Source organism: Fulvivirga maritima, from assembly GCF_021389955.1.
In the GTDB taxonomy this organism is placed as follows: domain Bacteria; phylum Bacteroidota; class Bacteroidia; order Cytophagales; family Cyclobacteriaceae; genus Fulvivirga; species Fulvivirga maritima.
In genome coordinates this window covers 5,505,831-5,532,268 of sequence record NZ_CP089980.1, presented here as the reverse complement: position 1 = coordinate 5,532,268, position 26,438 = coordinate 5,505,831, and the positions used below count along the sequence as shown (strand labels likewise).

Annotated in this window: 13 protein-coding genes; all 13 read left to right on the top strand. The window is 39.5% G+C overall.

Going from position 1 to position 26,438, the window contains the following annotated elements:
• Positions 1-267 precede the first annotated feature (267 nt).
• Positions 268-3,042 carry a DUF5695 domain-containing protein gene (locus tag LVD15_RS23235; protein WP_233777578.1) on the top strand — a complete coding sequence of 925 codons (2,775 nt, stop codon included), beginning with the start codon at positions 268-270 and terminating at the stop codon, positions 3,040-3,042.
• A gap of 16 nt (positions 3,043-3,058) precedes the next feature.
• Positions 3,059-4,771 carry a DUF885 family protein gene (locus tag LVD15_RS23230; protein WP_233777577.1) on the top strand — a complete coding sequence of 571 codons (1,713 nt, stop codon included), beginning with the start codon at positions 3,059-3,061 and terminating at the stop codon, positions 4,769-4,771.
• Positions 4,772-4,816: 45 nt separating this feature from the next.
• Positions 4,817-8,845 carry a hybrid sensor histidine kinase/response regulator transcription factor gene (locus tag LVD15_RS23225; RefSeq protein WP_233777576.1) on the top strand — a complete coding sequence of 1,343 codons (4,029 nt, stop codon included), beginning with the start codon at positions 4,817-4,819 and terminating at the stop codon, positions 8,843-8,845.
• A 508-nt stretch (positions 8,846-9,353) separates the two neighbouring features.
• A complete protein-coding gene (locus tag LVD15_RS23220; protein ID WP_233777575.1) occupies positions 9,354-11,684 on the top strand; it encodes a glycoside hydrolase family 127 protein in 2,331 nt (776 codons plus the stop codon).
• A gap of 76 nt (positions 11,685-11,760) precedes the next feature.
• The gene (locus LVD15_RS23215; protein WP_233777574.1) at positions 11,761-15,672 is read left to right on the top strand and encodes a family 43 glycosylhydrolase; all 3,912 of its coding nucleotides are present in this window, start codon (positions 11,761-11,763) and stop codon (positions 15,670-15,672) included.
• A 121-nt stretch (positions 15,673-15,793) separates the two neighbouring features.
• Positions 15,794-18,235 carry a glycoside hydrolase family 127 protein gene (locus LVD15_RS23210; RefSeq protein ID WP_233777573.1) on the top strand — a complete coding sequence of 814 codons (2,442 nt, stop codon included), beginning with the start codon at positions 15,794-15,796 and terminating at the stop codon, positions 18,233-18,235.
• 11 nt (positions 18,236-18,246) lie between these two features.
• A complete protein-coding gene (locus LVD15_RS23205) occupies positions 18,247-19,494 on the top strand; it encodes a DPP IV N-terminal domain-containing protein (protein ID WP_233777572.1) in 1,248 nt (415 codons plus the stop codon).
• 100 nt (positions 19,495-19,594) lie between these two features.
• Complete coding sequence (locus LVD15_RS23200) at positions 19,595-20,467, top strand: alpha/beta hydrolase family protein (protein ID WP_233777571.1); 873 nt, start codon at positions 19,595-19,597, stop codon at positions 20,465-20,467.
• 71 nt (positions 20,468-20,538) lie between these two features.
• On the top strand, positions 20,539-22,503 hold the full coding sequence (locus tag LVD15_RS23195; protein ID WP_233777570.1) for a glycoside hydrolase family 97 protein: 1,965 nt from the start codon (positions 20,539-20,541) through the stop codon (positions 22,501-22,503).
• A gap of 1,202 nt (positions 22,504-23,705) precedes the next feature.
• Complete coding sequence (locus LVD15_RS23190; RefSeq protein ID WP_233777569.1) at positions 23,706-24,035, top strand: hypothetical protein; 330 nt, start codon at positions 23,706-23,708, stop codon at positions 24,033-24,035.
• Positions 24,036-24,363: 328 nt separating this feature from the next.
• The gene (locus LVD15_RS23185) at positions 24,364-24,696 is read left to right on the top strand and encodes a hypothetical protein (protein ID WP_233777568.1); all 333 of its coding nucleotides are present in this window, start codon (positions 24,364-24,366) and stop codon (positions 24,694-24,696) included.
• A 281-nt stretch (positions 24,697-24,977) separates the two neighbouring features.
• A complete protein-coding gene (locus LVD15_RS23180) occupies positions 24,978-25,559 on the top strand; it encodes a hypothetical protein (protein ID WP_233777567.1) in 582 nt (193 codons plus the stop codon).
• Positions 25,549-26,106, top strand: coding sequence for a hypothetical protein (locus LVD15_RS23175; RefSeq protein ID WP_233777566.1), 558 nt, complete (start codon positions 25,549-25,551; stop codon positions 26,104-26,106). Before LVD15_RS23180 ends, LVD15_RS23175 begins: the two co-directional genes overlap by 11 nt.
• Positions 26,107-26,438: the final 332 nt, after the last annotated feature.

Genomic DNA, 26,438 nt, shown 5'->3' with positions numbered 1-26,438 from the left:
CACAAATATATATGGCACCCAACTGCCAAACAGAGAGAATATTAGCCAGAATAGGTATTATTTTAACTTTGTTTCCTTCTATAAGTGTGGTTTTATAGTAAATATCCTATTATCGATTTTAAACTGTATTATTTGAAGTGTGCCATATAATATTCTGTTTGATACTATATTGACAGATCGTTTCCTTATTTTGATTCGTTAGTGCTAATATGAAATATGTTTTATAGATTTAATGTTCATTAGCAGAATATTTATAGAACCTCTTTTATGAAACTTAGTGTATCCGCAACATTTGGGGTGTTATCTCTATTTGTTTACTTCAGTATCAAGGCGCAATCTCCCATCGCCGCTGAGCTGAATAATCAGTCCATTTCTGGTACTGTAACTATGAGAGGCATGCCTACACTAATAGATCCTGACGATAGCTATGAGGCGAATGTGGTAGGTCGGTCAGATTGGGGTAGAGTAAACCTAATGTATAGGGTGCCTGGAGGAGAATGGCTTTCTATCAATAAATATAATACCACTTTTGAAGCCACAGACAGTACTGCCACCATTATAGATAACCAACCCGGAATGCCGGTAGTGATGGAGCAGCACTTTTCACTGCAACCCAATGCTATTGATATGGACGTGACGGTGAAGGCAGCTATGCAATTTCCTATTGAAATAGGAGATTTATCTATAAAGCTACCGTGGAAGTTACCTGCAGGAGGAGGACAGGTAGAAGTTTTTGAAAGAGGCTTCACAAAACACCATTTTATATCAGGGCATGGTTCTTTTATTTATTTCACCAGGCCCTCTGGCAAAGGTCCATTTCTCATGGTTTTACCTAAAAAGGGGACAAAATTCGAATATTATGAAAGCCATGAGGGCAATTATGAGGTATTTATCCATTCACTTAAATCAGCCTCAGAAATAGAAGGCGGTACTTGGAGGCAGCCTCATACAAGTATTCATTTAGATAGTGCTAAGCGCGAAAGTAGAGAAGTTCATTACGGCGTGAAGTTCCGCTGGGCTAAAAACTGGGATGACATGAGGCAGGTTCTTTATGATGAAGGCCTTTTTGACATTAGATTAGTACCAGGTATGTCAGTGCCTACGGGTATGGAAGTGCTTTTTTCTCTGAGAACTAAAAACAAAATTGATAAACTACAAGCTGAATTTCCTGAGCAGACTTCTATTGAATATGTGCGGGAAACAAAAAAAGGGCATCATATCTATAAAGCCATTTTTAAAAAACTAGGTGAGAATTTAATTACTGTGCATTATAACGGTGATCATTATATGAATCTGGAATTCTTTGTCACCGAACCTTTAGAAACCTTATATAAAAAGCGTAGTGATTTTATTGTTCACTCTCAGCAGCATAGAGATTCTTCCAAATGGTATAACGGGCTATATTCCGTTTATGATATGAAGCATGGCGTACTCCGTGGTCCGGATAATACTGATGGCTTTGATGGCTGGTGGGGTTATGTTCTTGCCAGTGATGATCCTGGCTTATGTAAGGCACCTTATGTGGCTGCCAAAAATGTTTATTATCCTAATGAGGAAGAGATAGCTTCTGTGGAATATTACCTTGAGAACTACGTGTGGGATAAGTTACAACGTACAGATAAAGATGATCCTTATCCTTATGGAATATATGGAGTGCCTAATTGGAAGGTAGCCAGAGATCCTCTGGCCAGAGCGGGCACGCGTAGTCGCCAGCTGGATCGGATGCAGATTTGGAGATCATATGACTATCCTCATATTGTGATGCTTTACTATCACATGTATCAGGTGGCTAAGCTATATCCTGAAAAGGTACATTACCTGGATGCTGAAGGGTATCTGGAAAGAGCCTGCCAAACAGCGAAAGCCTATTTTACTTACCCTTATGAGATTTTCGGAGAGTATTATGAGACCTATAAGCAAGGGTGCTATAACGAGTTGGTGATTGAAAACCTGATAGCATATCTTGAAGAAGAAGGCAGGCAAAAGGATGCTGATTGGCTAAGAAATGAATATGAGAAAAAGGTAAAATACTTTATCTATGATGATCCCTATCCTTATGGTTCTGAATATTCTTTTGATAGGACCGCTTTTGAGTCTAGCTATGCTTTTGCCAAATACGGATTTACCCATGATATGCAATCTGATGAGCGCCTTTGGTATGATAAAACTGCTGAAAAATGGATGTCTCACCCGGAAGTGAATAAAAAGGCAGCACGTGATTTTATGGATCGACAGCATTATGCTAACCTGTCAGTAAGAGGATGGTTAGAAGCTAAATATTTTCTACTCGGGTCAGATTTCAATGGCAGTTCTGATCATCATGCACTCAGTTATATGGCGCGTATGGGCGGCTGGTCTGTGCTTGATTATGGCATTCATTTTTCAGAACAACCTTCTGACTGGCTACAGCTTGGGTATGCATCTTATTTAAGCCCCTGGTCATTAATGAATACCGGTACCGAGGCAAGTAACTATGGCTTTTGGTTTCCGGGTAAAGAAAATGACGGCGCTATGGGCTGGGCATTCACTTCAGTGAAAAGAGGCCCAAGCTGGATAAGAAAGGAAATGGATCGCGGACCGTGGTATTATGATGGTGAGGCTGATCTTGGTAATGGAGCAGCTTTTAGAATGGCAGCCACTATTCTTACTGAAGATCCTCTCTTCGGGTGGATAGCTTATGGGGGGCAGTTAGACAGAAAGAAAAAGGCTTTTCATATCATACCTCAAGATGGGCTGAGGGCTCAGTTTGCTGTAGTTACCGATCAAGAAAGAATACAGCTTCGGCTGGAAACGGATGGTTTTGCCAAAAATCAACCCATTACGGTAAGTAAAGACCAGAAGGAGATCAGCTTTGAAATTGAAAACAGATCAGGTACTGATCATACTAACCGATTGTACATAGAGAATTATCAGAATCTGAAATTTAAATGCTTAGTAAATGGGGCAGAAGTGAAGATTAATAAAGGAAAAGAGGGGAGTTACTATGCTAATATAGAAATGAGAGATCAATCACCTCAGGTGACTATTATTATACAACATTAAACCTATATAAAACTTTATGAGAAAGAATATACATTCTTGTTTCTTGGTGTTTGTGCTTTTGCAGTGTATTACTATTTCGGCTTCTTATGCGCAGGGAAGTGAAATGTACGAACCCATTGCTCAGTTTGAAGCAGATGAAAGAGCACTGAGCAGAACCTATAATATACATGAGAGTACAGAGTATTATGAGCGCATGACCAAGCTTTATGATAGCTGGAACAAGAGCATCAGTGATATGGATTTTGATGCCATGTCAGCCCAAGGTCAGGCAGATTATGTATTACTCAAAAATCTGGTAGAAAAAAGGCTGTATTTTCTAAATATCGAGCATGATAAGTTTGATGAAATCAGTCAGGTGTTAGAGGTAGCAGAGCCTTTATATGCATTTGTTAAATCTCGCAGACACGGAGCTGTGCCTGAATATAAAAAGCTGGCCGCTTCATTTGCTTCTATTGCTGAGAAGTTAAAGACTGAGGAAGAATCATTAAAAAAGGAACCATTTGAAAACTGGTTGGTAGCTCAGAAGGCTTCTGATGCTGTGGAATCTTTAAAGAGATCATTAGATGAGGCCTATCATTTTTATTATGCCTATGATCCGCAATTTACCTGGTGGATGGAAGAGCCTTATAAAACATTAGAGATAGCCCTGGGCACTTACAGTGAGTTTTTAAAAGAGAATTATAATACAACCAGCATAAAAGATGATGGCAGTGGTATTATAGGTAAGCCCATAGGAGAGAAGGCGATACGTAAAAGTCTGAGCTTTTCAATGATCCCTTACGGTCCTGAGGAGCTCATCAAAGCGGCGGAAGAACAGTTTCAATACTGTGAGGCAGAAATGTTGAAGGCATCAAAAGAGCTAGGCTTTGGTAAAGACTGGAAAGCGGCTTTGGAATATGTGAAAAACACTTATGTGCCACCAGCAGAACAACCTAAGTTAATAGATTCTCTGGCTTGGGAAGCTACTGCTTTTGTAGAAAATAATGACCTCATCACCGTTCCTGAAATGGCTAAAGAGACCTGGAGAATGATTATGATGACTCCTGAAAGACAAAAAGTGAATCCATTTTTCACAGGTGGGGAAGTAATAAGTATTTCATATCCTACTAACACCATGTCTCATGAAGATAAAATGATGAGTATGAGGGGCAATAACCCTAATTTCTCTAGTGCTACTGTGCATCATGAACTTATACCTGGTCACCACATGCAGCAGTATATGAACCAAAGATACAAGCCTTATCGCCGAATATTCTGGACCCCTTTCTGGACAGAAGGATGGTCACTTTACTGGGAGATTAACCTGTGGAATAAGCAATTTCCTGATACACCAGAAGAAAAAATTGGTATGCTCTTCTGGAGAATGCACCGCTGTGCAAGAATCATTTTCTCTTTAAGCTACCATCTCAATAAAATGACTCCACAAGAGTGTATTGATATGTTGGTAGACAGAGTGGGGCATGAGTATGCTAACGCTGAAGCTGAGGTAAGACGTTCGTTTGTAGGAGGATATGATCCCTTGTATCAAGTGGCCTATATGATTGGTGGTCTTCAGTTTTTCGCCTTGCAAAAAGAGTTAACCGCTCAGGGCTGGACAGAAAAGCAATATCATGACGCTGTAATGAAAGAAGGCAATATGCCTATAGAAATATTGAGATCTATTTTGATGAAGAAGAAGCTGGACAAAAACTTCAAAACCAAATGGAAGTTCTCCACTGATTTTAGATAATAAGATATTTTAATATTTAAGAGACGATTAAACCTAAATAATAACTTGAAGACTCATGTTATAATTTGCAGCATAGTTATTATGCTTTCCCTGAGCAGGTTAGGCCTGGCTCAGGGGCGGCAGCCTGATCTTAAATTTGTTCATTATTCATCGCAGGAGGGGCTGCCATCTTCCTATGTTAAAGACATAGTTCAGGATAAGTATGGCTTCATCTGGTTGGCTAACCGTGAGAATGTATGCCGTTTTGATGGTTATAATTTTAAAACCTTCCCCGCTTATACTGCTGATGGAGTAGAGTTTAATCTCAGAACAAGTGCCTTGATTACTACCTCAGATTCTGTGGTGGTATGCAAAGGAATGGATAACCAATATTACTATTTCAATCAGGAAAGCGAGGTGTTCAGCCCTTATGAAGCCTTCAATAAATTTGGAGGCTTTGATGAAGTGATTCCTGCAGTAGATAACGGCTTCTGGGTGCTCAAAGAGCAGCAGGTATTTCACTTAAAGGAACAAGGAGATGAGCTTATTCAGCTATCTAATTATTTCCCTGATCTGGATATGAGTAAAATCTCAGCTACCAGAGTAGTATCAAAAGGAGGTAAGTTAGCGATAGCGGGAGATCATTCTGATATTGTAATAGCCGAAAAGGCAGGCGTGTCTTATTACAACTTGCCCTTTGAGGAAGATATAGCGGCCTTTTATTTTGATAACTATAATAACCTTTGGGTGGGTTGCCACCAAAATGGGTTATGCCGCATAGATCTGGATACCCACAGCCTCGAGTTCTTCTCTAGTAATGCTGAAAACGGATTGCATCTGCCTCATAACATGGTGCACTGCCTGCAGGAAGATGCACAAGGACGCCTATGGATTGGTACCGAAGGAGGTCTTTGTCTATGGACTCCTGAAAAGCAGATTTTTGCCTACTATAAGCATGATCTCAAAGAAACTGATGGCTTAAGTTCTAACCCTATCTACACCGCATTTAAAGATCGGTCTGATAACATATGGCTGGGTACCTACTTTAGTGGTATCAATCTATGGAACTCTGGGAGTAGCTTTTTTAACATGCTGCCAGCCGGTATCTGTGACCTCTGCCTGAGGGGGAATGCAGTTAGCTCTCTAACCGAAGATGATCAGGGCAATATTTGGATCGGCTTGGAAGATATGGGACTTAACATGCTTAATAAGCGCACGGGAAGAATAAAGAACTATCCTATTGACAATGGAGCACATCATGGTTTAAGCTATGGTAATGTTCATGATTTGTATTTCGCCAGTAAACACGAGCTTTGGATAGCCACTTATACCGGAGGTATTAATATTCTCAACACCGAAACAGGGCATTTTGACTATATCAATAAGACTAATAGTGCGCTGATGGCCAATAATATATATGATCTTCAGAATAAAGGAGATTCAATATTTATAGCTACCAGTAATGGTATAAATGTCTATCAGCGTTCAACAGATAACCTGATGCCATTCTTTGAGGATGTATTTGAAGGTCTGGTAGTCGAAAGCATAGCCTTAACTAAGGATCTGGTATGGTTCTCTACCCGAGAAGCCATTTATAGCTATAATTCGAAGAAAAAAGTAGTTAAGAAGTTAGAGAAAATAGATTTAAAAGGCATCAACTTCGTAAAAAGTGATTCTAAAGGCCGGTTATGGATTGGGGACAGTTTTTCAGGTCTTTATTGCTATTCTGAGGAGGCTGATAAGGTCTATCGCTTCAATAAACATAATGATTTTGTTGGCACTTGGTTTTACGGTTTGCAAGAAGGGGCTGATGGCCATTTTTGGGCGAGTACTGATCAAGGGCTGATTCGGCTGAACCTGGAAGATTCTACGTCCACTGTGTTTAATAATGATTCAGGGGTTCCTTTTAGTCAGTTTAACTATAGAGCTGCATTCAAAGACAGTAAGGGAATTATTTATTTTGGTAGTAATCAGGGTCTTATATACTTTGATGAAGAGAAAAGTGGTTTGCTCAATGAGTGTCCTGGAAGGGTAGCATTCACTGATTTTGAACTGTTTAATGAATCTGTTCGCCCAGGAACTGAAAATTCACCTTTAGATGAGTCTATTAACCTTACTGACAAGATAGAGCTGGAATATGAACAGAATGTATTCACTTTAGAATTCTCCGTGAGGAATTATGCCAATAAGGGAAAAGGCCATTATGCTTATTATTTGGAAGGTTTCGAGAGTGGTTACAACTATGCCGGCAGTCGTAATTTTGCTTCTTATACTAACCTGAGCCCTGGAGAATATACTTTCAAGGTAAAAGCATCACTCAATAATGTTAATTGGGACAGCCCGGTTACAGAGATTAAAATAGTGGTAAAACCTCCCTTTTGGATGTCCGGATGGGGATATGCGCTTTATGCGTTCATTATTCTTACTGTTTTTGTAATCATATATTGGGTTGGTGCACGCATTCAAAAATCGAAAACCATGGTGGAGATTGAGCGGAAAGAGCGTATGCATGCAGTAGAGCTTAATCAGGTGAAATTGGAGTTTTTCACCAATATATCTCATGAACTCAGAACACCATTGACGCTCATTATTGGGCCACTTTCTAAATTGCTTTCTGATGCTAAAGTGAGTCCAACGGTAAAAAAGCGGCTCTCTGCCATTGATTTAAATGCAAGAAGGCTGTTGAAATTGCTTAACCAGTTGTTAGAATTCAGGAAAATAGAAAGCGGAAATGCAGCGTTGAAAGTGAGCAAAGCGCGCATCAGTGATCTTATGGATAACCTGGAGCAATCTTTTAAAAATACCGCTAAGGAGAATAAGCTTACCTTAAATTTTGATTACAAAAATGCTAATCAGGAAATATGGTTTGACCAATCTAAGGTAGAGAAGGTGCTCATCAATTTGATTTCTAATGCCTTTAAGTTTACCGATCAAAACGGAACCATTACGGTAAGTGCGGAGGTAAAAGAAAACAGGCTCACCATTAAGGTAAAGGATACCGGCAGAGGTATGGAACAGCGCGTAGTAAGCCGCATTTTCGATCGCTTTTACCAATCAGAGAAAAATGATGTGGATGTGAAGAAATACTTTGGCTCTGGTATTGGTCTGGCTTTCGTTCAAAGTCTGGTGGAGCTGCATAAAGGAGTTATCAAAGTGAAAAGTACTCCAAATATAGGTACGGTGTTTAAAGTGCAGATTCCTGTAAATATGGAATCTTATTCTGAAGATGAAAGACGTACTTCTGAGTATGTTCCAGACTTACAGCATGAACCTTTAGTGCTTACTCCAGCTATTATCGATGACGAAAATGAAGAAGCAGGACAGGAGGAAGATAAGAGGCCGGCTATATTGGTAGTAGAAGATAACCTAGAGCTTATAGAGTTTATTTCGGGCACGCTAAGTGAACATTATCAGGTGTTTAAGGCTGGTAATGGATTGGAAGGTTTAAAAGTGCTGGAAGATCAGCAGATAGATCTTATTGTGAGTGACGTAATGATGCCGCTTATGAATGGTCTTGAATTTACCAGTAAGGTGAAAAGTAATATTGAGACCTCTCATATACCCGTGATGTTGCTTACCGCTAAAGGAGGACCCGAAAATACTTTTGAAGGCATGAAAACAGGGGCTGATTATTATATTGAAAAGCCTTTTATGGCTCATATTCTCGAATATAATATTTTCAACGCCTTAAATACCAGAAGAAACCTGATCAAAAGGTTTAAAGTAGACGCACTGATGCCTGTGACTGAACTGACCCATTCAGATGCCGACAAAGAATTTATAAATAAGCTTACTGACATTATTAAAGAGAATATTGATAAGCCTTCTTTAGATGTTAGCTTTCTGATGAATGAAATAGGGCTGAGCCGCTCAATGTTACATATTAAATTGAAGAAAATAACGGGTAATTCTGCTACGGAGTTTATTAATACTGTAAGGCTGAAGGAGGCTCTGAAGTTAATGGCGGATTCTGGTTGTAATGTTTCAGAGGCTGCATATAGAACTGGTTTTTCTAGTCCTACCTATTTCACTCGCAGGTTTAAACAGTATTATGGACAGACCCCAAGAGATTTTTTACAAAAAGAGCCTTCATAAGGGAACTTACAAGGGACTGTTTGTTGTATAAATAACGCTTTTGATACTTTTTATAAGAGGAGGTGACTGTAATCGGGATTGCGGCACCTCTTCTTGTTTTATCCCCATGAGTCATTTCTGCAAAAGCAATTATTTCTTCCTTCTCAAAGTCATAAAATTTCTACTCCGTAACTCGCTGGTTAGGAGGTGAGGAGCAATGATTTATGAGAAAAACTAACTTATGTTTTAGTAAAGCCTTAAAAGTGAACAATAGTGCAGAATGGCCTCTATAGCACATGTTTTAAGGTGAAATTCAACTTATGTGCTGGTTTTGTGAACATTAGTTGGCTTACTAATAAACCAATTCATCGTTTTTTGTAACATACAATTTTGTATGCCCATCCTTTTCTGTTATGTTAATTTGATGTGCAATAACAGGGTACATTGATGGTTAATTTATTAGTGTTAATATCAAATAATATTGGAGGTAAAAATGAACACCCGGCATTGGAAATGTGCTTTATTGATTTTGCTTGTAGCAATCTCATATTCGTGTAGTAATACTTCTGACTCATTCGTTGTAAAACAAACGGGAGAGCTCAAGGAGGCCAAGAAGTTCGATATCGAAGCGGTAGAACTCTTGGATGGCCCTTTTAAACATGCTACAGAGCTAAACATTAAGACATTATTAGAGACTTTTGAACCTGATCGCTTATTAGCCAGGTTTAGAATAGAGGCTGGTCTGGAGCCAAAGGCAGAACCATACGGTGGCTGGGAAGCAGAGACCATTGCAGGGCATACGTTGGGTCATTATCTAAAAGCCTGTGCGCTTATGTATAAAACTACGGGCGATGAAAGGTTTGCTGATATTGTAAGGCATATAGTAGACGAGCTGGCCGAGTGTCAGGCTCAGGACCCTGATGGGTACATCGGTGCTTTCGCTAACGGAAAGAAAATTTTTACTGAGCAGATAGCTAAAGGAGAAATCCGTTCTCAAGGCTTTGACCTTAACGGCATCTGGGCTCCATATTATACTCAGCACAAAGTATTATCTGGTCTTATAGCTGCTTATGAATTAGTAGGTTATGAAAAAGGAATAGAAGTAGCTGAAAAGTTCTCAGATTGGGTTTACACTGTTGTTAACGATCTGAGCCATGAAGAGATTCAGGATATGCTACATTGCGAATATGGTGGTATTAGCGAGTCTTTTGTAGAGCTTTATGGCATTACTAATAATGAAAAGTACTTAGAGCTTTCTAAAACTTTTTATGATAATGTGATACTAGATTCACTGGCTAATGAAGTAGATGTGTTGCCTGGAAAACACGCAAACACTCAAATTCCTAAGCTTATTGCTTCTGCCAGAAGGTATGAAATAACTGGTGATGATAAGGATAAGAAAATGGCTAAGTTCTTCTGGGACAGAGTGGTGCATCATCATTCTTATGTTACAGGAGGTCACTGTAATCATGAATATTTTGGTGAGCCAGATCACCTTACTAACCGTTTAAGCAACGAGACTACAGAAACTTGTAATGTATACAACATGCTGAAGCTTTCTCGTCATTTATTTCAGTGGAAACCTGATGCCGAAATTGCTGACTTCTACGAAAGAGCATTGTTTAACCATATTCTTGCTTCTCAACATCCTCAAACAGGTAAGGTGATTTACAACCTGTCTTTAGAAATGGGTGGTTATAAAGAGTATCAAGACCCTTACTGGTTTACTTGCTGTGTGGCAAGTGCCTTGGAAACACATTCTAAATATGGTAGAAACATCTATTACCATAGTGAAGACGAATTATATATAGCTCAGTTTATTGCTTCTACGCTTAACTGGGAAGAAAATGGATTTAAAGTAACTCAAAATACGTCATATCCTGAAGAGCAAAGCACTAAGCTTACAATTAATACAGAAAAGCCTCAGGAGTTGGCTATTAAAATAAGATATCCATACTGGGCTAAAGATGGTGTAGTGTTAACTGTAAATGGTAAAGAGCAAGAAGTATCTCAAGATGCTCAAAGCTTTGTAACACTTAAGAAAGAATGGCAAGATGGAGATGTAATTGAGGTTAAATTCCCGTTCTCTCTAAGATTAGAAACCATGCCTGATGATAGTGATCGTGTAGCTGTAATGTACGGACCGTTAGTATTAGCCGGAGATTTAGGTGAAGTAAAAGACTCATCTGCTTATGATCCTTTATATGTACCAGTAATTATGTCTACAGATCGTGATCCTGCTAACTGGTTAAGACCAGTAGAAGGGGAGCCTAATACTTTTGAAACTGTAGAAGTAGGTACACCTCGTCAGTTTGTGCTTAAGCCTTTCAATAAAACTTTTGATAGAAGATATTCAGTATACTTTGATATGTTCAGCCAAGAGAAATGGCAAGCATACCAGGCTGAATACCAGGCTAAGCTAGAGGCTAAAAAAGCAATGGAAGCTAAAACTGTTGACTTCTTCCAGATGGGAGAGATGCAGCCAGAGAGAGATCATAGTTTTACTGGAGACAAAGTACATGTGGTAGAAATGAGACATAGAAAGGCTCGTCAGGCAGAAAGAGGCGGTTCTTTTGAGTTTACTATGAAAGTGAAAGGAGACACCCCTATGACGCTCGTAGCAGAATATTGGGGCGGTTATACCGGATCTAAAACATTTGATATACTGGTTGATGGTGAGAAAATCGCCACAGAAAATATCACAGATAAAAAACCAGGAGAATTTTTATACGTGGAATACGAAATTCCTACTGAGCTTACCTCAGGTAAGGATAAGGTTAAAGTGTCCTTTAAACCTCACGAAGGTCACAGAGCAGGCCCTGTATTCAACGTAAGGACAATGAAGCGTGAGAGTATTTAGTGTATTTTTTATTTAACGTTTCAAAAGTTAAAGGGAGAGCTCTCGGGCTTTCCTTTTAACTTCTTTTAATCATACTATGAATCGACTAATCTTATGTCTTGCCCTGCTAATAGCTGGTGCCAGTCTAAAACTTCAGGCGCAGCAGCTTAAACATAATTCACCAGGAGCAGGCAACCCTATATTACCCGGCTATTTTGCAGATCCTACTGTTAAAAAATTCAATGGCCGCTATTTCATTTATGCTACTACTGATGGTACCGGTTGGGGCTTGGGCCCTTCACAAGTGTGGTATTCTGATGACTTTGTAAACTGGACCAAAGCAGAAATGAATTGGCCTACCACAGAAGTATACTGGGCGCCAGATGTATGGTTGGGTAAAGATGATCAGTATTACATGTATTACAGTCAGCCAGTGCAGCTGCATGGTGGCGCGGCAGATACACCTTATGGCCCATGGAAAGGGCTTACTCCAGATGATGAACCTATAGTGCCTGACCGTTTTGTTAAAAATGTAATTACCCTGGATGGACAGTCTTTTCTGGATGATGACGGCTCCAGATACTTATATTGGGGTACCTGGGGTATTTATGATGGCTTTGGTGCAGGTTGGGGTAAGTTTAATCCTGATATGAAGTCCTTCGAGAGCAAAGGCATCATTCCTAATACGCAGGCTACAGATTTTTTTGAAGCGCCTTTTATGTTTAAAAGAGGCGATACTTATTATTTTACTTACTCTTCAGGCTCTTGCCATGATGGTACCTACCGCGTGCAGTATGCTACCAGCAAATCACCTACAGGGCCTTTCACTTTTGCTGATAATAATCCCATTCTGTCTACTAATGCAGATGGTTCTGTCCACGGTCCTGGGCACCACTCTATATTGAAGGAGGGTGATCAGTATTATATCATTTATCATCGTCATGATAATCCTCATTCCAGTAATGGCTTTCACCGTCAGGTAGCTGCCGATAAGTTGGAGTTTGATGATGAAGGAAGAATTAAAAAAGTTGTTCCTACTCATGAAGGTATCGGGTTATTGGGTAAAGACACCAATCCGTTTCCTAACCTTCTTTACCAGAAAAAAGTAAAAGCTTCATCTCAGTACAGTGAAGATTTCCAAGCGGCTTATGCTGTAGATAATAATTATGGCACCTTATGGATGCCTGCTTCTGATGATTATACCCCAACTCTGGAGGTAGATCTGGGAAGCGAAAAAGACATTAAAAGAACACGCATTGCTTTTCAATATGCCACTCATTTTTTTCAGTACCTCATAGAGTATTCGCTTGATGGCAAGACATGGCAAGTATATGCTGACAAAAGAAATAACATTCAGGATGGTAGCCCTATGACGGACTATAATGAGGTGAAGGCTCGCTATCTGAAGTTAACCATCACCGGTGTAGGTAAGCAGGGTTTCCCATTGGCTTTATGGGATTTTGGAGCCTATGAAGGATATGAGCAAGACCCGGAACAAATGCTCGTGAACCTGCAAGCCGCAGATATTGATGGTGCCGTTTGGCAAAATAACCGGGGTATGTACGGAGGAGAATATCAGTTAGTTGGTGCTGAGACTGGTGTTTTAGCAGGGAATAATTGGGTGAGTTTAGAAAAAGGCATCACAGGAAATGTGCCTGTGGTTGCTAAAACTAATCCTAAAATGGATTATACACTAGTAGCTTCTTTTATGAAGGATGACAAGCTGGAATATGTCTATTTCACCTGGAATCATTTTGCTAAAGATGCATTTGGAAGCTTGAAAGGATCGATAAAAATCAATCAGGCAACACACAATAAATGGTATAAGGTACTCAAACCATATTTTGAAACGGGTCGTTTACAAACCAATGAAAAACTGGTAAGCTTAAAGGTGTTTAATCGCATGTTAGCTCCTTCAGAAGCAGCTTACTATGGTAAACTTGCCTATAAAGAACCGACAAAGGCCTCTGTAAAATCAAAAGGTTTAGTGGTTTCATTAAACGCGGATCAACTGGAGTTAGGTAGCCTTACTGAGGCTTTAGATAATAATGGTGAAGTAAACGGCACCTTTAAGGCGGAAGGCAGTGCTCCGGTAGTGGAATTAGTAGCCGGTAAAAAGGCCTTAGTTTTTGATGGACATCAATCTTTGAAATCTGATTTTATAACACTCATTACCCTAACTGGTGATAATCCTTTTACGGTAGAATCATGGGTGTACAATGAACAAATCGCTCCTGCCGAGTGCCTGGTAGATTGGGCTGCTCAGAAAGGACGGCTGCTCACTTCTTCCAGGGTTTTGTATGGCAGTAACCCTGAAGGCGGAGCGGTGAGCCATCAGGAGTGGGCTGATATGGGCTTCAATGGCGGAGCTCCTGAAGCATCAAAATGGCATCACATCGTTATTACTTTCGATGGCTACATGGAAAAGGTGTACGTTGATGGGGTACTAAATGGTGAAGAACAGAAAATGCTGTTTGTCGAGCCTGGCAGTTACATTCATGTAGGGAATTCGGCTAATAAAGAAGTGCCTTTCTCTGGTGCTTTGGCTTCTTTAAAAATGTATGATAAAGCGCTCAGCTATGATGAAATCAAAAGCCATTATACAGCCGAAGGAGATAATGATAAAATAGCGGTTTACTTCTCTGCAGCAGGTTTGGGCTATGATCAATTCGATAGCTGGCCTAATCAAGGAAAGGCAGCAGGTAAGCTTACTGTGGCAGGGGAACAGGCTCAGGTAGAAGTGGTAGATGGTAAGCTCGCTTTGGTAGTGAATAAAAAGGGGCTATGGTCATGGAAAGCCGATAATAAAGTGCAAACCACGGGAGATTATCACATAGTTCTTAATGCTTATGATAAAGGTAAATGGCATGAATATGTGCTGACTAAAAAAGGAGCTGATATCACTACTTACGTAGATGGCGAACCAGGTAAAGCCAAAATATTAGATAAGATGAACCATGGTCTACTTTCTACCGGTCATTGGTACTGGAAGGGAAGCCTTACAATGGCATCACTTACTTTCACTGAAGGATCTCTTACTGCTGCTGAAGTGCAAGCGCAGTGGCAGCAAACTTTAAAAGGAATTAATAAAACCAGTTCCAAAGCTTCATTTGCTCAAAAGCCTGAGGCTATGAATTCTGTAGCAGCTCATATGGTCGCAAAGTCATTTGAAGGGCAGCCAGTGAAATATCTGTTTATTGGTGGTGAAAACAAACATTCACAGTGGCAGCGATCAGCAGAATATATTGATCATTCTTTACAACCTGATCATTCTTACACATACAAATACCTGGTGCAGGATCAGTATGGTAATATAATAGCCACCTCTGATGAAGTTTCAGTGGCTACCAACAAAAGTACTTATAATGAGTTTTTACAAACTTTTGATCAAGAGCAAGAAGTGAAGTCAAATGACTTTTTGGGCTTTGATGGCGCTTTGCTGCCCGGAAATACAGATAATGGTGCCACAGAGCTAAAAACAACCGACGGAAACATAAAATTAGCATCTGTAGGTGGTGGCTGGGACGGCCAGCTTAAAAATGGCGCTTTCATTTATAAAGAAGTACAGGGTGATTTTGTGGTAGAGGTAGAAGTGAAAGATTATGCTGGCCTGGCTAATCATGAGTCAGTAGCTTATAATGATGGCGGACTGATGGTTGCTTTACCCAAAGCAGAAGGGAAGTCAAACTGGAGTTTGGTAAGCCTGAGCTTTTTCCCATTATACAATCAGGGTAACATGCTCACTAATCAGTCTCAACATATGCGCTATCAGCAGGGTAACTTATTGGGGTGGAAAGCGCACCGTTTTCTACAGATTCAGAAATCAGGCAAGCAGCTGCATTTACGCACCAGTGAAGATGGCAAAGAGTGGACAGAGATGCCCGGCTCACCGGTAGAAAGAGATGATTTTGAGGGCGAGAAATTGTGGGTAGGTCTATGGCATGCTACTTATTCTAATAATGAAGGGTATGTGGAGTTTGATGATTTTAGATTATCAGAACAAAAGTAGCAGGTAAGCGCATTCTGACCTTATTTAAACATTTGTGTTGGTCAATAGAACATAAGTGAGGTTAAAAAAGTCGGATTTTTGATAAACTTGAAAGAGAAAGCAGATAACAGATTTAATAAACATGAATTTGAGATTAAGAAAAATGAAAGTAACCAGGATAATGCTGATCGCTTTATGCTGCGTAATGCTGCTCACTTCTTGTGATAAGAAGGTGGCTGAGCAAACGCAAGAGTCAGAAGAAGGTCCTATTACTAATGTGCCATTTACATCAGTAAAGATCACTGACACTTTTTGGTCAGAGAAGCTAGACCGTAACCGTGAGGTAACTATACCTATTGCCATTCAACAATGCTATACTACTGGCAGGGTTGATAATTTTAAAATTGCGGGTGGACTGATGGAAGGTAAATACCAGACTCAAATGCCTTTTGATGATACTGATATCTACAAGCTTATAGAAGCGGCTAGTTATTCATTACAAAACCATCCTGACCCTCAGTTAGAAGCTCGTGTTGATACCTTAATTTATTACATAGGTAAAGCTCAGGAGCCCGATGGTTATATTTATACCAGCCGTACTATAGATCCTAAGCACCCACACCCATGGGCTGATACTACCCGTTGGACTGCCGCTGCTAAAGGATGGTACGGTAGCCATGAGCTATATGATTGTGGTCACTTATTTGAGGCTGCCGCTGCTCACTATGCTGCTACAGGAAATTCTTCTCTTCTGGATATAGCCACTAAAACAGCTGATTTGTTGGTGAAAGATTTTGGCCCCGGAAAACTAGAGTTTGGCCCTGGCCATCAGGTAGTAGAAATGGGCTTGGTGAAAATGTACCATGCTACAGGTAAAAAGGAATATTTAGACTTAGCCAAGTTCTTCCTAGATGTACGTGGCCCCGGTGGTGAAGAATATAGCCAGGCGCACAAAAAAGTGATCGACCAAAGAGAGCCTGTAGGTCATGCTGTAAGAGCTACTTACATGTATTCTGCTATGGCGGATATCGCTACGCTTTATGATGAAAAAGATTACTTAACAGCACTCAACGCTATTTGGGATGATCTTGTACATAAGAAAATATACATTACCGGTGGTATTGGTTCAGGTGGAGGTAATGAAGGCTTCGACGCTGCTTACAAGCTTCCTAACATGTCAGCTTATTGTGAGACTTGTGCTTCAGTAGGTAACATTAACTGGAACGAGCGTATGTTTCTTTATGATGGTGACGCTCGTTATATAGATGTGATGGAGCGTACGCTATATAATGCTTTCCTTTCTGGAGTATCACTTACAGGAGATAGATTTTTCTACCCAAATGTGTTGGAATCATTAGGTCAGCATAACAGAGGTGCATGGTTCGGTACTGCTTGTTGTCCTCCTAACGTAGCGCGTACACTACCTTCAGTACCTGGTTATGTTTACGCTAAAGGCCCTAACTCTATTTATGTGAATTTATATATGGCTAACACGGCTGATATTGACCTTGGCGGTGAAAGTGTAAAAGTAGAGCAAGAAACAAAATACCCCTGGGAAGGGCAGGTTAACATTAAACTTGATCCTGCTACTGAAAAAGAGTTTGCTTTAAAAATGCGTATTCCGGGCTGGGCTAATGATGATGTTATCCCTGGAGATCTGTATCACTATGCTGATGGTCATGAAGATAAATATTCCATTACTGTGAATGGTGAGGAAGTAGATTTCACAATGGATAATGGCTATGCTGTAGTGAATAAAAGCTGGGCAAAAGGAGATGTAGTAACTATTGATTTTGATATGACTCCGCGCATAGTGGAAGCTAGCGATAGTGTAGCTGCTGATAAAGGTAAGATGGCTATCCAAAGAGGGCCAATAGTATATGCTGCTGAGTGGCCTGATGCTGAAGGAGGTAAAGTGCTTAACCTTATTTTTGATGAGAAACAAGAATTCACTAGTGCGTACGAAGCTGATAAATTAGGTGGAGTAGTAGTGGTAAAAGCTAAAGCCAAAGCGGCCAAAGCTAAACTTGAAGGCGGTATTGAATACAGTGAGGAACAAGAGATAGAACTTATCCCTTATTACACCTGGAATAACCGTGGAGCAGGTGAAATGATGGTTTGGTTACCTGTTAACGAAAGCAGTGTAAGACCATTGCCTTCACCTACTATTGCAAGTACCAGTAAAGTGAGTGCTTCCAGAGAAAACAAAATGTTGGTAGCGCTAAACGACCAGTTGCTACCAGAAAACTCAGGTGACCGTGAATGGCCATACTATCACTGGTGGCCCAAAAAAGGTACAGCTGAGTGGGTACAATATGATTTTGAAGGTACTAAAACTATATCTTCATCTAAAGTATACTGGTTTGATGATGAGCCTTTCGGTGAGTGCAGAATTCCTGCTTCATGGGAAATGCAATACAAAACCAGCAATGGAGATTGGAAAACAATAAAAGCAGACTATCCTGTGGTAAAAGATGACTGGAGTGCAGTTTCTTTTGATCCGGTTACGGCTACAGCTGTGAAGCTTAAAATACAGCTTCCTGAAAAATTCTCAGCCGGTATTCATGAATGGATAGTTGATTAATGAACGTGAAAGTGAAAAGAGCATTTTTATTTTGCCTCTTGTTATGTTTCCTTATGGGTGGGTTGCAAGCGCAGCCCACTCGTGAGGATTATAAGCATGCTGATGAGGTAGCAGGTTATGGAAAGCTGGCTTATGGTACCAGAATAGAGCCGGAATGGCTCAATGGTTCTTTATTTTGGTATAAAATAAACAGGAAGGAAGGTAATGAGTATGTGGTATATGATATGGAGCAGGAAAGCTCGTCTACGCCGCTTAATCAGGAAGACCTGGCTGCCCAACTTAATGATAGCTTAAGCAAAGACTTTAAGCCTTTTAAACTACCCCTAAGAAATGAGAAATTTTCAGATGATTTAACCTCATTTTCATTCCACCTCGATGGGTTTAAATGGACCTATGGACTAAAAAATAAATCATTATCTAAAGAAAAACTACCCGAAAGGCCTGACTGGGGCTACTGGGCAGAAGCCAGAGATGAATTGGGCAACGATCCTGTAACTTCACCTGACGGTAAGTGGGTTGCCTTTATCAAAAACTATAATGTAGTAGTAAAAGATAAAGCTTCTGGTAAAGAAACAGTATTAAGTTTTGATGGAGCTGAAGGTAATCTCTATTCTTCTTACCTTGCCTGGTCTCCTGATTCTAAAAAATTAGCTACGTATCAGGTTCGTCCTAACGTGAAAAAGTATTTCTATTTAATAGAATCTTCGCCAAACGATCAACTACAACCTAAGCTGCACAAAAGGGAATACCTAAAGCCCGGAGACGCAGTACCTATTAAGCAGCCTGCACTATTTGATATTGAAACTTTAAAGCAAATAGCTGTTGATGGTCAGCCTTTTGAAAATCAATTTGACCTTTCTCACATCCAGTGGATGGAAGATAGCAAAGGCTTTATTTTTGATTTTAATGAAAGAGGTCATCAGAAGTATCAGGTAGTGCGGGTTAATGCTGCTACAGGTAAGACCAAAGTGCTTATTGAAGAAACCAGCAATACTTATGTAGAATATCCTCAGCTGCGCAAATGGATGTATAACGATGATAAACAAATTATTTGGAAATCACAGCGCGACGGTTGGTTTCACTTGTATTTGTATGATGCAGTGAGCGGTGAACAACAGAAGCAAATCACTAAAGGTGAATGGCTTGTGCGTAATGTGGTAGATATTGATCAGGAAACAGGACAAATCTGGTTTGAAGCTTCGGGCTTGAAAAAAGGGAGAAGATCCATATCAGATTCATCTTTGCACAGTAAATATTAATGGAAAGCACTTTAAAGACCTTACAACTGAGAATGCTAACCATCATACCTGGCTTTCGCCTGATAAAAAGCACATCATAGATCGTTACAGCAGAGTAGATATGGCTCCGGTTCTCGTTCTTAGAGATGGAGAAAGCGGTAAAGTGATTAAAAAACTGGAGGAGGCTGATATAAGCGAATTAACGGCTAAAAACTGGAAGGCTCCAGAAGTTTTTACTACCACAGCCAGAGATGGAAAAACGGATATTTGGGGTATTATTTACAGACCTACTAATTTCGATCCTAATAAGTCATACCCGGTAATAGAGTACATATATGCAGGCCCCGGCTCTAACTATGTACCAAAAGACTTTACTACTTCATATTGGTTTTCAGGGTTAGCTGAGCTGGGCTTTATAGTAGTTCAGCTAGATGGCATGGGTACCGGAAACCGTTCTAAGGCTTTTGGTGAAGTGTGCTATAAGAACCTCAAGGACTCGGGCTTCCCTGATAGAATGAAATGGATAAAAGAGGCCGCTGAAAAATACCCTTACATGGATATTGATAGGGTAGGGCTTTACGGAGGTTCCGCAGGTGGGCAGAGTACTGTAAACGGTTTATTGCAATATCCTGAATTTTATAAAGCGGGAGTGGCTGCTTGCGGTTGTTATGATAACCGTATGGATAAAATCTGGTGGAATGAGCTCTGGATGGGGTATCCGACAGGGCAGGAGTATATTGAAAACTCGGCTATTGAAAATGCCGATAAGCTGCAGTCTCAGCTCATGCTTATTCTGGGAGAAATGGATGATAATGTGGACCCTTCTTCTACCATGCAATTGGTTGATGCACTGATTAAGGCAGATAAGGAATTCGAATTAGTAGTGTTGCCAGGTATGAATCATACTTTGGGTGGAGAGTATGGAGAGAGAAAGCGAAGAGATTTCTTTATCAGAAAGCTTCAGGGTGAAAAAACACCTGATTGGAATAAGTAAGATTGATGGTACTTTATTGTAGATTTTTATAGTATTAGGCTAATTTTAGCATACTAACTAAAATATAACTTATGACTCGTTTTTCTTTCATAATAACGCTACTACTACTGGTGTCTGCAGCTCAGGCACAGCAAAGTTTTGATGTAAAATCACCCGATGGAGACCTGCAATTACAGGTGACCCATGGTGATCAGATTTCATTTCAGGTGAAGCATAAAAACAAGCTCACCGTAAAAAATGCCACTATTGCACTGGACTTAGGTTCTGGCAAAGTGCTCGGAAAAGATGCTCGGCTAAAGTCCAATAGCATCAATTCAAAAGAAGAGACTACCTCATTTGTAGTTTCTAGTAAAGACAAAGAAGTGACGGCCGCTTATAATGAACTCATTTTAAAATTTAAGGAGAAGTTTAGCCTTGAGTTTAGAGTTTATAATGATGGCGTGGCTTACCGATTTATAACAGCATTAGGCAAGAAGAATATTCAGGTTTATAATGAGCAGCTGGATCTTGATTTTCCGGAAGGCTCTACTTCTTATTTCCCTAAGGAAAAAAGCATGTATTCTCATTTTGAGCAGGAGTTCATTTATCAGGCTATAGATACTATACCTGCTGGTGATTTCTGCGCTATGCCCGTACGGTTCGATGCCAAAGATGGAGCGGCAGTGCTCTTAACGGAGGCCGATCTGTATGATTACCCTTGTTTGTTTCTGGAGAAAAAGACTACAGGTGGTTTTGAAGCTTCGGCTGCACCTGTAGTTCTTGAAACCAGACCTTTAAAAGGCAGATCAGATAGGTCAGAGGAATTTGTAAAGCAGGCCGATTATATTGCCGAAACCACAGGCTCCAGATCATTTCCATGGAGAGTATTTGTCATCAGTGATGATGATCGTGATTTTGTGAAGAGCAATTTGGTAATGCAACTCTCAAGACCTAATACCCTTAAAAGTACCGACTGGATAAAGCCCGGCCGTATTGCCTGGGATTGGTATAACGCTAACAACATCTATGGAGTTGATTTTGAGTCAGGCATTAATACACAGACTTATAAATATTATATCGATTTTGCTTCTGAATACGGCTTAGAGTACGTTATTCTGGATGAAGGATGGACCAAAACTACTACCGAAGTGATGGAGTCTAACCCTGATATTGACATACCAGAGTTAGTTTCATATGCTAAAAGTAAAAATGTAAATCTTATTCTCTGGTTATTATGGCATCCTTTAGATAAGAATATTGAAGGAATATTAAGCTTGTACCATCAGTGGGGAGTTAAAGGTATTAAGGTCGATTTTATGCAGCGAGCAGATCAGTATATGGTAAATAGCTATGAACGCATTGCTAAAATTGCTGCTGAAAATGAGCTGATGGTTGATTTTCATGGTGCATTTAAGCCGGCTGGTTTAAGGAGAGCATACCCTAACGTAATGACTTATGAAGGGGTTTTAGGTAATGAAAACAATAAATGGAGCGAACAAATTACGCCAGAGCATACGGTCACTTTGCCGTTTACTCGCATGGTAGCCGGACCTATGGACTTTACTCCCGGAGCAATGGCTAATGCCCAACCTCTTAACTACCACGTCTCTTTTGACAGACCTATGAGCATAGGAACTCGTTGCCATCAAGTAGCCATGTATGCTGTGTATGAAAGCCCTTTACAAATGCTGTGCGATGCGCCTTCAGCTTATCTTGAAGATAAAGAAACTACCAGCTTTATTGCTCAATTTCCTGCTGCGTGGGATGAAACTAAAGTGCTTGAAGGTAAAATAGGAGAGTACATAGCAATAGCTCGCAGAAGTGGCGACAAATGGTATATTGGAGCTATGACCAATTCATCAGCCCGAGATATGGAGCTGGACTTAAGCTTTTTGGAAGATGGAAACTATACTATAGAACTGATGAAAGATGGTATAAACGCCGAAAAGTACGCTGAAGACTATAAAAAAGAACAAAAAACACTATCTGATAATAAGAAAGTAACCCTGCATATGGCCAAAGGTGGCGGCTGGGCTGCTATTATCAGCAAGAAATAATTGGTTAATTATATTGAAGTGAGGAAAAGTCCCTGAGAGAAATTTCAGGGGCTTTTTTATTATTATCAAGTATACTTACTAAGCCTTTGTGCAGAAATCTTCAATAAAGCTAAGGATTTAAGAAAGGCCTATTTTTCAAACTTCTTTCACCTCACGACAGTACAGCAAGATGAAACCACAATCGAGTCACATTGAGCCGCGTCGAAGTGTAGACGATCGGTACTGATTCATGATCTACTTCCTAAAAATCAGGGTCATCTCGACGGCAGGAGAGATCTATTTATTGGTTTAAGTAAAGCTTTTCATACAGCTGTTTGCTTGCTTAATCCACTGTCTGCATTTCATAGCTGAGGTTTCTTACCTTTTTGCAATCGATCAAAAAAGTAACAAAAAACTCTTTCTTGCTGTGAGGTCTTCCACTCACTGAAGCATTTCATGGTTATGAACTGCCACTAAGTACTTGAGAAAGGCCTATTTTTCAAACTTCTTTCACCTCACGACAGTACAGCAAGATGAAACCACAATCGAGTCACATTGAGCCGCGTCGAAGTGTAGACGATCGGTACTGATTCATGATCTACTTCCTAAAAATCAGGGTCATCTCGACGGCAGGAGAGATCTATTTATTGGTTTAAGTAAAGCTTTTCATACAGCTGTTTGCTTGGTTAATCCACTGTCTGCATTTCATAGCTGAGGTTTCTTACTTTTTTACAATCGATCAAAAAAGTAACAAAAAACTCTTTCTTGCTGTGAGGTCTTCCGCTCACTGAAGCATTTCATAGTTATAAACCGCCACTAAGGACTTGAGAAAGGCCTATTTTTCAAACTTCTTTCACCTCACGACAGTACAGCAAGATGAAACCACAGTCGAGTCACATTGAGCCGTGTCGAAATGTAGACGATCGGGACTAATTGCCTCCCAAGTCTCTCAACAGTCAATTATTAGCAGTATCTGATGTTGGAAATAAGAGTGTTTTTGCTAATTATTGCATCAAGGGGGAGGTGATACGGGAGTGCGTGAGCGAAGCCGTAACTAGTCCGAACGCAGGATGTATTAGTGGTATCTCTTAAGTGAAATCTTATTTACGAAGCTCTTTTTGGATCTGGTGTTTATACTGATGCATATGTATCAATAAGTTCTAATTTTACAGAGAAAATATATTAATGTTTTGAGGAAATACGGATTTATTATTCTAGTATTCTTGATGCTTTTATTTGGATGGTACAAAGGTTATGTAAAGAGAAAGTCTATTAGGAGTTACCCAGCATATACAATTGGAATTACTCCAAGACTCTATCTTACAGCCAAGGGAGGAAGAAGCGTAGCCTATACTTATGTCGTTAATGGAGTAGAATATAAAAGTAGTACTTCTTACGCTTACGAGGCCAAGGTTCCTGGAGGTAGATATTTGGTGAAGTTTTCATATGAAAGGCCAAATAATAGTCAAATTTATTTAGATTATGAGTTACCTGAGCATTTAAAAATTCCTGAAAAGGGTTGGGCTAAGCCTCCTTATAGATCTCGTTTATAATTGGCCTTGACTCAAACTGATTCTTTATATCCTACTGTTCAGCTAGCACTACCTGACCAGTAAGATCCCGGCTCTCCACTTCGCTCCGGCCGGGATGATGGTATGATGTTAGTTTATACTTTCAACAACTGGTTATAGCGGGCGGAGCCAGGTTAATATTCAAGTCCGTTTTGTAGCATGTTGTCGCTATTTGGAAGCGGTATAATTTATCTATATTTACATCTATAATTAAAGCAATTCGCACCCTGAATTATATAAAAATAGCCTCTGATTTATTCGGCATTGGGGCTGATTATATTGAGGTTAGGGTATTATAGTTCAATTATTTATGTTTTTAGAAAAGGCGTTGTTATTTATTTTGTGGTGCTCAACCCTAGCATACCTCAAGAAAATCCTCCATAGAAAGTTGCTTATAAGATTAAATAAATTTAAGTCTCAAGATAAAATCCATTTTAGCAAAGTCGATAAGTTTAATTCAGAAGCATTTTGGGATTTTCATTTAACAGAATTAGAAGTCTTTTTTCCATGGTTTGTAATGACGAATACAGGAGGTGATTTAATTGCCAAAAAGTACAAAGCATTAATTAATACAATAATAGGTTTATTATATATTTCAATTATTCTGGCTTTAATCAATTTAGAGATGGTTGAGCCGTCTTAAGATAATATAGAGATCAAAAGATAGTTCTATTAGGAGGATACAATTGCTCGCGGTCTCTGCCTACCCAGTTTCCAATGCCAACGTGTGTCTCTGAGTCTTTGAGACAGTATTAAACCACAAATCTTTATCGATTTAAGCAATTATTGTTTAGATTCAAACCGGTTCCGGTGGTTATAAAATCAGAAATCATCAGATATTCATTTTGTATCCTTTTCTGTAGTAGAATGGCTTGATTTTGTTACTCTTATACAGGAACAACCAATATTGAGAATGCCTTATTTATGTATTCAGCTTACGGCATAGAAACTTTACTAGCACCTTCCATAACCATTGAGGCCGCTAGAAATGGAGAATTTCCTGATTGGTGGGGTGATTTAGGAAGTGGTGTTGCTCAGAATGGGGGGGGTCATGGTCCTATTGATTTTAGTACGGCATCATTTTCAGAAATTGCAAATCAGTTGAGAGATGCATCATTATGGATGAAAGAAAACAAAAAAACCCTTTATTTTGAGGATGTTTTCTTACCTAATACAATTAGTAATAACATTGCTGATAGATTTCTTGGACTTACAACTCAGAATAGGAAGTTTGAAATAGGGGTTAAGGTAAATGCAGGATATCAATTAAGGTATGAAAAAAGTGGGTCTGATTGGGTTTACTCCTACAAAGACGCTGAAAATAAATTCAGTGGTATGACAGTGATGACTATGGATAGTTTTGTTAGGGTTACATTTAATTCTGCAGGGACGGGGGCAAATTTAATTAATTTCGATTTTTACTTTCCTTTTGGATCCAGTAATTCCTCAAGAGAAAAACTTTACAACCAAGCAGTACGCTTTAAGAATTATGTATATGGTAACTAAGCGTCTTTTATCAGTGGCAATGTTTCTTTTTATGATTCAAGCCTGTACTCCTGAATCTAAAGTCGAGACTCATAAATTGGAAATTGAGGCAGTAAACTTCTTGATAGATGAGGTTTTGCTAAACCCCTCGGAGCATAAGCCTTTTCAGAAAGATCCATTTCTAATTGATGTGTTTGCTGTTTCTGATTTTGATAATCAAAAATTCTATATCCTAGACTCAATATGTTCTTGGAGTAATTTAACTTCAGATACGGATAGGCCATTATTAAAGCCGTTCTCATGCTATCCTTTAGAGAATAAGGAGCTTTATGATCTTGAAAAGATATCACTGGAAGAGTTTGTTAGCTTGCAAGATACTTCATCATATCTAATAGAAATCAAAAGATCAATTTTGGATGATAGGAGAGCTTATGTTACACTTAATCTTTATTCAAAACAACCTGATAAACAAGCGCAGTGCTACAATATGATACTAAAAGAAGGCCATTTAAAATTAGAAAGTGTATGTATGACTGATGCGTTTGATTATAGCTTTAGAGGATTATAATACCTACAAGCGAGGAAGTTACTTTCGTGAAATGACATAAGAAATAGATAAGCCTTGCAGAGATGTAGGTTTTTTTTTATTGTGCCAATTGTTGCTGCATGTCCTTTTGAAAGAGGAAAGATTTAATGAGAGACTTTACACAATTACGGTCAGCTTCATTGAGTGTTTCAGTTTTAGAGAACATGGTCAGCAGTTCATCATCAGTGATCTAGCTTTGCGCTTATTCATCCTCAAACTGGCGCAAGTGTCCACTTGTGCCTATTTTTGATTTCAGTTATCTAGTTGTGTGAAGTCTGCTCCTAAGAACTTTCTAAGAATCACTAGTTTCTCCG

Bases quoted from the DNA above. Each gene is read 5' to 3' on its own strand.
- LVD15_RS23235 (WP_233777578.1), top strand. From the start codon at position 268: ATGAAACTTAGTGTATCCGCAACATTTGGGGTGTTATCTCTATTTGTT.
- LVD15_RS23230 (WP_233777577.1), top strand. From the start codon at position 3,059: ATGAGAAAGAATATACATTCTTGTTTCTTGGTGTTTGTGCTTTTGCAG.
- LVD15_RS23215 (WP_233777574.1), top strand. From the start codon at position 11,761: ATGAATCGACTAATCTTATGTCTTGCCCTGCTAATAGCTGGTGCCAGT.
- LVD15_RS23210 (WP_233777573.1), top strand. From the start codon at position 15,794: ATGAATTTGAGATTAAGAAAAATGAAAGTAACCAGGATAATGCTGATC.
- LVD15_RS23200 (WP_233777571.1), top strand. From the start codon at position 19,595: ATGGCTCCGGTTCTCGTTCTTAGAGATGGAGAAAGCGGTAAAGTGATT.
- LVD15_RS23195 (WP_233777570.1), top strand. From the start codon at position 20,539: ATGACTCGTTTTTCTTTCATAATAACGCTACTACTACTGGTGTCTGCA.
- LVD15_RS23185 (WP_233777568.1), top strand. From the start codon at position 24,364: ATGTTTTTAGAAAAGGCGTTGTTATTTATTTTGTGGTGCTCAACCCTA.
- LVD15_RS23180 (WP_233777567.1), top strand. From the start codon at position 24,978: ATGTATTCAGCTTACGGCATAGAAACTTTACTAGCACCTTCCATAACC.
- LVD15_RS23175 (WP_233777566.1), top strand. From the start codon at position 25,549: ATGGTAACTAAGCGTCTTTTATCAGTGGCAATGTTTCTTTTTATGATT.